Genomic DNA, 8,773 nt, shown 5'->3' with positions numbered 1-8,773 from the left:
CGCACCGTTTTGAAGTGGGTGATACCCTGATGCAAACCCTGCAGTCTTATTTGCAGATTTGTTTGGCACAGCAAAGTGACTTCGAGTGTGAATTACGTGTATTTTGTTTCTGCCCTCAGCGAGCGAGTATTATTGCTTCGCGTGTTGAAGGTGTCTTTACCTCGATCAAGAAAGCTTTTTTTCCAGATGGACGTGTCCGCTCTGTTCGCTATGTTCTCGATATGGGCGGGCGTCACTATGTGGTTCAGTATGTTGATGAGCAGTTCAGGTATTTTTCCTATGCAAATGAGGTGGAGCTCTACAAAGCCTTAAAGCAGGGGCAGCGTCACTATAGCCCAATTATTTTTGATGAATACGCTCAGCCAGGAGAGACCCTGGTTGCAGCAGTTTTACCCTACAATATGCCTGGTAATATTCAGGTTTTTTTCTTTTTGCATCACGATACCTATCAGTTAATTATATTGGACGAGCAGGGTAGCCTGTTGCGCCTGGTTTTAACGGGGCGTGACGAGATGCTACTACTTTCTGCATTGAATGAGTGCCTGGTTCGGATGTTGGAAACAAGGCAGCTCTCAGATATGAGCCTGGGAGGTGAAATGCCTACGGTGAGCTTTAATAAAATCACCAAGGCGAAAGACGGTGGTTATCGTATACGGGCGCTGAAAGATATTCCACACTGTGCAGTGAGTGAGGTACAGGTTCATGTTAGCAGTGAAGGCTACCAGTCGAACTGCGACTTGAGCTTTCAGGGTATGGAGTTTAGTAATGCCGCGCATGGAGAGCAGCAATATGAAGCGCTTATCCATTATGCTAATAAGCAGCAGGTATCTGACCGACTGCCGCTTATGGTGTCGGAGGTCTTGCTTAGCAATCACTCATCTCAATTTAGCGTAGCATCCAGTGATTCGGCGAAAACCCTGGAAGTATTGCGCTGGTTTGCAAAGGCTGACAAGGCTCTGCATCGAGCCATACAAAAACAGTCTTCTCGTTAGGGTTTGTACTTAAAAATAGTCAATTGCCCTTCAACTCGTTATAATTCCTGCCTTTTGGCAGCTGACGCGTATCTTCCCATGAGCCTTTCGGAAATTATTCTTTTTCGGCCTTTATTTCGAGGTGTGAGTAAACGTATGAGATTAAAACTTACGCCTCTTTTTATCATGTCATGTGTGGTACTGGTGCAAGGCTGTGGCCAAAAGGGTGATCTCTATTTGCCTGTGCACAATCAGTCGGAAGTGGTGGAAAGTCCTGCTTCCGATAAGGCAGAAAAAAAGAAACGAGATACGAGAGCCCCAGAAGAGCAGTTTGAGAACTAAGCTTAGCAATCCTGGGTGATTGGCAAATTCTATCCAAGCCTGAAGCGGTTCAGGCGATTAAAAAGTGTTATAAATCATGAGTTATTTTTCGTACCAGAATGGCGAGTTGTATGCAGAAAATTCGTCACTAAGCCAGATCGCTGAACAGTATGGCACCCCGTGTTATGTTTATTCACGTGCAGCATTTGAGGCGCATTATCAGGCTTATAAAAAAGCCTTTGCAGGGCATGCGAACTTAGTTTGCTATGCAGTCAAGGCAAACTCTAATCTGGCTGTACTGAATATTCTTGCCAAGCAGGGTGCCGGTTTTGATATTGTCTCGGTCGGAGAACTAGAAAGAGTGCTGCGTGCTGGTGGTAGTGCAGATCAGGTGGTCTTTTCAGGTGTCGGCAAACAAGCACATGAGATGCAACGCGCGCTTGAGGTGGGTGTTCATTGCTTCAATATTGAGTCCGAGGCAGAGCTCTATCGTTTAAATGATGTTGCTTTGGAGATGGGCAAAGTCGCACCGATTTCATTACGCGTGAACCCTGATGTTGATGCGGGCACTCATCCCTATATTTCGACCGGCTTAAAAGATAATAAGTTTGGTGTTGCCATTGAGCAGGCCCCAGCGATTTACCAGGCTGCTTCCAAGCTGGCTGGCGTAAAGGTGATAGGCGTTGATTGCCATATCGGCTCCCAGCTAACTGAAACGGAACCATTTCTTGATGCATTAGAGCGAGTTTTGCTTTTGGTTGATCAGCTTGCAGAACAAGGGGTCGTGATCGAGCACCTTGACCTGGGTGGTGGTTTAGGCGTTACTTATGATGACGAGCAGCCACCTGAAGTGGCTGACTATATCAGCGCTTTGTTAGAAAAAATCGGGGATCGAGGTCTAAAGGTTATTTTGGAGCCAGGACGTTCCATTGCTGCGAATGCAGGTGTTTTATTAACACGGGTCGAATTTCTGAAGCACAACGAAGATAAGCACTTTGCGATTATCGATGCGGCGATGAATGACCTGCTACGCCCGTCTTTATACAGCGCATGGCAGAATATTATTCGGGTAGAAAAAGAGCCGGGTTCTGATTGTGAGCGTCATCACTATGATTTGGTAGGGCCGATTTGTGAGACGGGCGACTTCTTGGGTAAAGATCGTGATTTGGCTATTAAGGCGGGCGACTTGCTCGCGGTAATGTCATCAGGTGCTTATGGCTTTGCAATGAGCTCGAACTACAACTCCAGAGGTCGTGTGGCAGAGCTGGTTGTAGATGGTGAGCAAGTCGTATTAGCGCGTAAGCGTGAAACAATTGATGATCAACTAGCGCTTGAGAATTTGATGCCTTAGTGGGCATTTAGAGTATTTTAGGTATCGGGAGAAAACAATATGGTGGTGAACTTTACCAAAATGCATGGTTTGGGTAATGACTTTATGGTGGTTGATATGATCAGCCATCATGTTCACCTTCGTCCTGAACAAATTCGCCGAATGGCTGATCGTAATTTAGGTGTGGGCTTTGACCAGCTTTTGTTGGTCGAACCACCTGGCAAGCCTGATGTTGATTTTCGCTATCGAATTTTTAATGCCGATGGTTCAGAAGTTGAGCAGTGTGGTAACGGTGCCAGGTGTTTCGCAGTCTTCGTGCGCGAGAAGAAGCTAAGCAACAAAGATAGTATTCGGGTCGAAACAAAAAAAGGCGATATTGAGTTAAAGGTCAATGATGATGGTCGCGTCCTTGTAGACATGGGCGAACCAGTATTCGACCCAGAAAGTATTCCATTTACAGCGGATGCTCCAGCAGATAGTTACAGCATCGATGTCGATGGTGAACCCTTGCAGATTTCTGCGGTGTCTATGGGCAACCCTCATGCTGTTTTGCAGGTGCCTGAATTGAGTGATCAGCAGGTTGCGCATTTAGGACCATTGATTGAAGCGCATGAACGCTTTCCAGAGCGTGTGAATGTTGGTTTTATGGAAATAGTACATAAGCGCTTTATCCAACTACGCGTTTACGAGCGAGGTGTGGGTGAAACCTTGGCCTGTGGTACCGGTGCGTGTGCGGCTGTTGCCGCTGGAATAAGCCGAGGTGTGCTGGAATCGCCAGTTGAGGTTCGCTTGCCTGGCGGTAATCTAAAAATTGAGTGGCAGGGCGTCGGCTCACCGTTAATGATGGAAGGCCCCGCTATGACTGTTTTCGAAGGAAAAATTCGAATTTAGCGCTACACTTAGTTAGCGATAGGCGTTTAGTGAGGCTTGAACTAGATTCGTGATCTCTTAGCCCACATCGTAATACTGATAGATTTCAGATAAATAAATATAAGTTTTGAATGGACTCCCCCAGACATAGTGAACCGTATTAGTGAAGATAGTATGAGCAATAAAGAAGTAAACGCTGAAGTAAGCCCGCAAGCTGCGAGTATTCAAGAAACTGACGTTATTGAGTATTTGAAGACTCACCCTGAATTCTTTGTTCAACATGATTACTTGTTGAATGAGCTAAAAATACCTCATGCGAGCGGCGCTGCGATATCTTTAGGGGAGCGTCAGGTGCAAGTATTTAGAGAGCACCGTGATGAGCTGAAAAACAAGCTTAATGAACTGATCTCCATTGCGCATGAGAATGATGCTCATTTTGAGAAGACCAAACGCCTGTTATTAAACTTGTTAGAGGTGAAGAGCCTTGATGAGATTGAAATGGTCGTAAATGAGGCATTCAAAAATGATGCGAATATCGACTTCAGCAGCATTTTATTGTTTGGTAAGCCAAGTGACTACCCTGTTAGCGAAGTGAAAGTCATTTCGATCGATGAGGCTCGGGGGCAGCTAGGCGGTATTCTCGATCATACACGAGCAGTTTGCGGGCAGTTCCGAGACGAAGAGCGTGCATGCTTGTTCCCGAACCCCGAAGAAGTCGGTTCAGCGGCAGTGATTCCTTTACGAAATGGTGAGCTTTTGGGCTTGTTCTGTTTGGGCAGTCGCGATGCTAAGCACTTTGATAGCTCAATGGGCTCTTTATTCCTTTCTTATATCAGCGATTTTATCAGCCGTATTCTGCCGAATCTGTTGTTGGCTGCTAAGCGACAGCAGGTAGAGGACTCAGTTCCTTCGCTCTTGGAATAGATATTTTCGAAGCGAGTCGCCATAAATGGTTTAATGATCCGGTAGAGAATTCGAGGCAGTGATGGAAAAGTTACTAGAAGAGTTTCTCGATAATTTACTGGTCGTTAGGAGGCTCTCCCATCACACTTACACCAATTACAGGCGTGACTTGGAGCGTATTCATACTTGGTGCTCTGAACAGGGTATTCACGCTTGGAGTGAGCTCAGTCACGCTCATGTCCGCTTATACGTTTCTTACCTGCACCGTAAGCAGCTTTCTAGCAAGAGTATTCAAAGAGCACTGTCGTCACTACGTAGTTTTTACAATTACCAGATTAAACATGCTTTGCTAGAACACAATCCGTGTCTGGATGTTCCGGTTCCAAAAGGGAGCAAAAAACTGCCTAAAGTCTTGAATGTTGATCAAATTAACCATCTATTAGATAACGATAGTGGCGATTGGCATGTGATTCGTGATCACGCCATGTTCGAGGTTTTCTATTCTTCAGGTCTACGCCTTTCTGAATTAGTAAATTTGAATGTAAATTCCATAAATCTTGATGAAGGTTTTGTTGATGTGCTGGGTAAAGGTGGCAAAGAAAGGCACTTGCCATTAGGAAGCAAGGCCATTGAAGCGCTAAAAGAGTGGTTAGCCTTTCGTGGCGATTGCTTGGGAGAAGAGGCGGTCGCACTTTTCATTAGCCAGCAAGGAAAGCGGATAAGTGTACGTAATGTTCAGGTTCGCTTGAAAAAAATGGCAATCGAGAAAGGTATTATTAATGATGTCAGCCCGCATATGCTGCGACATTCTTTTGCAAGCCACATGTTGGAGTCGAGTCAAAACCTTCGCGCCGTACAAGAATTATTAGGCCATGCCGATATTTCCACCACACAGGTCTATACTCATCTAGACTTTAAACATTTAGCTGAGGTGTATGATGCATCTCACCCTAGAGCCAGAAAACGAAATACAAAATAAGCATTATCATTTTTGTTTGTTTTACTAAGTAAATAATAACATTTGAATCGGTTCAAAAAGCTGGAGAACTCATGAGTAACCAGTCGGATTTAAAAAAAGAGCTAGAACGCTGGAAAGATAAGTATTTTGAGCAAGGTGAGTCTTTTGACGGCCAGAAAAAGCTCATTCAAGATTACGCCTCACTGATGCAGCGAATTCTGGTGCGTGTTAGCTTGGCGGCAGAGCACACTTCTGATGAATTAGATGGCGAGTTGGCTAGCTTGCGCAGTGCGGTGCGCAGTGCAACACCTGAAAAGAATGATCTCGAAAAGCGCCTTAAGCGTATTGATAAATTGATTCTTGCGGCGGACGAGAGCAAACAGCAAAACCTGAGAAAAGTAGCGAGTGCTTTAGAGAGTATTATCGATCAGCTATTGACTCTCAAGCTTCCTCGAAAGCAGAAAAGTGGGCTAAAGAAGCTCTTAAAGTCTATCGCCAAGCGTTCGTCAAATATTCAAGAATACCCAGCTATCCTGTCTGAGTATGCAAAACTCCAGTCTGAAGTCTTGTCGGTAATTGTTGACCCAGACAAAAAAGAGGCCGGTTTCTTAAGTCGTCTCTTGGGTGGCGGAAGTGATGAAAATGCAAGCGCTGATACGGCTTCGGGCGAAGATAGCTCCCTCAGCGAAGAGGACTTGGAGCTAGAAACGGACGATGCCAGCAATGCAGCAGAAGAGCTTGCTCCTGGCTTTTCTTCTGTTGCGCGGCATATTCGCAACACTTTGAGTAATCTACTGGACCAATTAGCGTTTCCAAGCAGTGCGACCAGAGAAGTAGCGAAACTGCGTGGTCAAATTGAAAAAGAGCTGGTTTGGTATGAACTTGGCCCTACTTTGGATGATTTGTCTAACTTGATCCTTTCGGTTGTGGGTAAAGGGCAGCGCGAGTTTAGTAACTTTCTGAAGGTGCTCGATGAGCGCTTGAGTAAAGTTCAGGACTTTTTGGTAGAGAGTCAGAGTATTGATGACACCTGGCAAGATAAAAACGAAAAATTTGATCAACATATGCGTGATCAAGTCGATGAAATGACTCAGCGTGTGGGAAAAGCTGTCGATATAGATGATTTGAAACGATCTATTTCGGAGCACTTGGACAGCATATCCAGTGCTGTAGATCAGCATGCTGGTGATGCAGTTGAACACCAGCAAGCAAAAGAAGAAGAGGTCGAGGTCCTAAAAGAGCGCATCAAAGCGATGGAAGAAGAGACTCGTTATATTCGTAAACGCTTGAAGGAAGAGCGAGATAAAGCATTAAAAGATTCTTTAACGTCGTTGCCTAATCGAGAGGCTTATGACGAACGTTTTGAGCTGGAGCTTGAACGTTACAAACGTTATAAAAAGCCGGCTACACTGGTGGTGGCGGATATCGATTTCTTCAAAAGTATTAATGACAACTATGGTCACCTATCGGGCGATAAAGTTCTACAGATTATTGCCAAGGAAATTCAAAATAGAATACGCAAGACCGACTTTGTTGCGCGCTATGGTGGCGAAGAGTTTGTGATTATTTTGCCAGAAACAGATTTGCAAACTGCAAAGCAGGTAATTGAAAAAGTAAGGGAAATGATCGGTCGCTTACCTTTTCATTTTCGCGATGAAAAGATTCAAATTACCATGTCTTTTGGCTTAAGTGTCTTTGAAGAAGGCCTGGATCAGGGGCAGTTATTTGAACGAGCAGACTCTGCACTGTATCAAGCAAAAGAAAATGGCCGAAACAGGGCAGAAGTGCGGAGTGAAGCATCTTCTGACTAGGTAAATTTCGGGTCTTGACCTAGACTTATTGTTAGGGAAAGAAATTAGCAAAGAGCAAAACGGTATGAGTGAGCAGCAGTACGAAATTGTATTTTACGGCAAACTGGTTGAAGGCTTTTCGGAGCAAGAGACCAAGCAACACGTTGCGCAGCTATTTAAAACAAGCGTAGACCAAGTAGAGCGCATGTTTACTGGCAAGCGGGTGGTGATACGTAATAAGCTCGACCAGGAAACGGCAAAGAAATATATCATTGCGATGAGTAAGCGTGGCGCTGATTGCCAAGTTGAGGCGATGGGCAGTCCGGGTGTCAAAGTAGACTTTAGTGCGCCAGCTCCTCAGGCTGCGCCAACGCCAACGCCAACGCCAACGCCAACGGCTAAGGCTCCCTTAACGGCCAGTGCTTCAAAGACCGATTTGCAGAATGTTGCCAGCAAAACCGGCCTTAATTTGGCAGGGGAAAAAGTAGACGAGATACTATCAGATACGCACTTTCAAGTTGGCGAGGTGGGCGAGCGCTTATCAGAAGTACATGAAGAGGTCATGGCAGAATTCCATGAGCTGGATAATGTGACGATTGCGCCTGTTGGCAGTGATATTGCTGAAAAGAAAGAAGAGCTTCCACCGGTGATTCCGGATACTTCTCATTTAAGTTTAAAGTAACCTTAACTGTCACTTGGCAAAGGTAGCCAAGTGATTTCGTCACCTTCCTTCCAAGCCGGATACTTCTTCATAATACTCAAAAATATGTCAGACTCTTTGTAGTCTGACAACCAGCGCTTGAGATAGTCGTAAGGGCTCGCATCAAACCATTCTAGGTCTACATGTGCAAATTGTCGTATAAAGGGAAAGATGGCGAGATCTGCCAGGCAGGCCTGCTCGCCAAAAAGAAAAGTTTGGTTTTGTAAGCGCTTGTCCAAAAGCTCTAAAAAACCTTCGCCTTGCTTGCGATATTCCTGCTCACTTTGTTCTGGGTGGCGGTCTGCATATTTGTATCGATCAAGCTTATCTTTGAATTCACCGTCATTGATTGAAATAAGGTCGAGCATCTCGTTAAGTTTGGAAGCATCTAAAAAGTTGTCTGGATCGTATCGTTTGAAAGCCCACTTCATGATATCCAGGCTTTCATCAATCACTTGCGGGGCCTCGGATTCTGAATGATGAAGGATGAGCACCGGAACGGTACCTTTCGGAGAATAATGCAGCATTGTCGCTGGCTTATTTCGTAAGACAATTTCCCTTATCTGAATCTTTTCCTGGCTAAGAGTCAGGGCCAACCGTGCTCTCATGGCATAAGGGCAGCGTCTGAAGGTGTATAGAATTGTCGAAGGCATGGGCGCAACCGTGTTTTGAAAACAGGCATGATTCCATTTGCTTTAACTAAAAGCAATTGAAGTTCTAAGTTGTACAGGTGTTATCGACTGGAATAAAAAAAGAGGGCCGAGGCCCTCTTAGAGTTAGTACTGCTTTATTAGTTATCGTTTTGGGTGTGTCTGGTAGGGAGGCTCAAATTTGTTTTATTGAGCCAATAGAGTTTGAACGATTTCAATACCTGCAGCTTGGTGAGCTTGCGTAGTTGGGTGAATTTCATCATAGAACAAGAAGCCAGTA

General features: G+C 45.0%; 9 protein-coding genes. 8 read left to right on the top strand and 1 reads right to left on the bottom strand.

What is annotated here, in order from left to right; translation table 11 throughout:
* The 8 genes from A3757_RS21850 to A3757_RS21815 form a co-directional block, all read left to right on the top strand.
* A partial coding sequence (locus tag A3757_RS21850; RefSeq protein ID WP_156506491.1) for a class I adenylate cyclase occupies nt 1-992 on the top strand: 992 nt, incomplete at its 5' end.
* A gap of 135 nt (nt 993-1,127) precedes the next feature.
* Nucleotides 1,128-1,313 (top strand): lipoprotein, encoded by a 186-nt coding sequence (locus tag A3757_RS21845; protein WP_068512865.1) that lies wholly within the window; start codon nt 1,128-1,130, stop codon nt 1,311-1,313.
* 76 nt (nt 1,314-1,389) lie between these two features.
* Complete coding sequence (gene lysA / locus A3757_RS21840) at nt 1,390-2,643, top strand: diaminopimelate decarboxylase (protein ID WP_068512862.1); 1,254 nt, start codon at nt 1,390-1,392, stop codon at nt 2,641-2,643.
* A gap of 39 nt (nt 2,644-2,682) precedes the next feature.
* Entirely contained in the window at nt 2,683-3,513 is an 831-nt protein-coding gene (gene dapF / locus A3757_RS21835; protein ID WP_068512859.1) for a diaminopimelate epimerase, read from the top strand.
* 153 nt (nt 3,514-3,666) lie between these two features.
* The gene (locus A3757_RS21830; RefSeq protein WP_082870321.1) at nt 3,667-4,416 is read left to right on the top strand and encodes a DUF484 family protein; all 750 of its coding nucleotides are present in this window, start codon (nt 3,667-3,669) and stop codon (nt 4,414-4,416) included.
* A 61-nt stretch (nt 4,417-4,477) separates the two neighbouring features.
* A complete protein-coding gene (xerC, locus tag A3757_RS21825; protein ID WP_068512856.1) occupies nt 4,478-5,374 on the top strand; it encodes a tyrosine recombinase XerC in 897 nt (298 codons plus the stop codon).
* A gap of 71 nt (nt 5,375-5,445) precedes the next feature.
* Entirely contained in the window at nt 5,446-7,164 is a 1,719-nt protein-coding gene (locus tag A3757_RS21820; RefSeq protein ID WP_068512853.1) for a GGDEF domain-containing protein, read from the top strand.
* 64 nt (nt 7,165-7,228) lie between these two features.
* Nucleotides 7,229-7,825: a hypothetical protein gene (locus A3757_RS21815; protein WP_068554066.1), complete on the top strand. Its 597-nt coding sequence runs from the start codon at nt 7,229-7,231 to the stop codon at nt 7,823-7,825.
* A 2-nt stretch (nt 7,826-7,827) separates the two neighbouring features.
* Here A3757_RS21815 and A3757_RS21810 read toward each other — a convergent pair whose 3' ends face one another.
* Nucleotides 7,828-8,496, bottom strand: a complete 669-nt coding sequence (locus A3757_RS21810; RefSeq protein ID WP_068512847.1) for a glutathione S-transferase — start codon at nt 8,494-8,496, stop codon at nt 7,828-7,830.
* Nucleotides 8,497-8,773 lie beyond the last annotated feature (277 nt).

The sequence above is a fragment of the Oleiphilus sp. HI0117 genome, assembly GCF_001635235.1.
The sequence above is the reverse complement of the archived record's forward strand: the minus strand, read 5'-3'. Positions and strand labels throughout refer to the sequence as shown.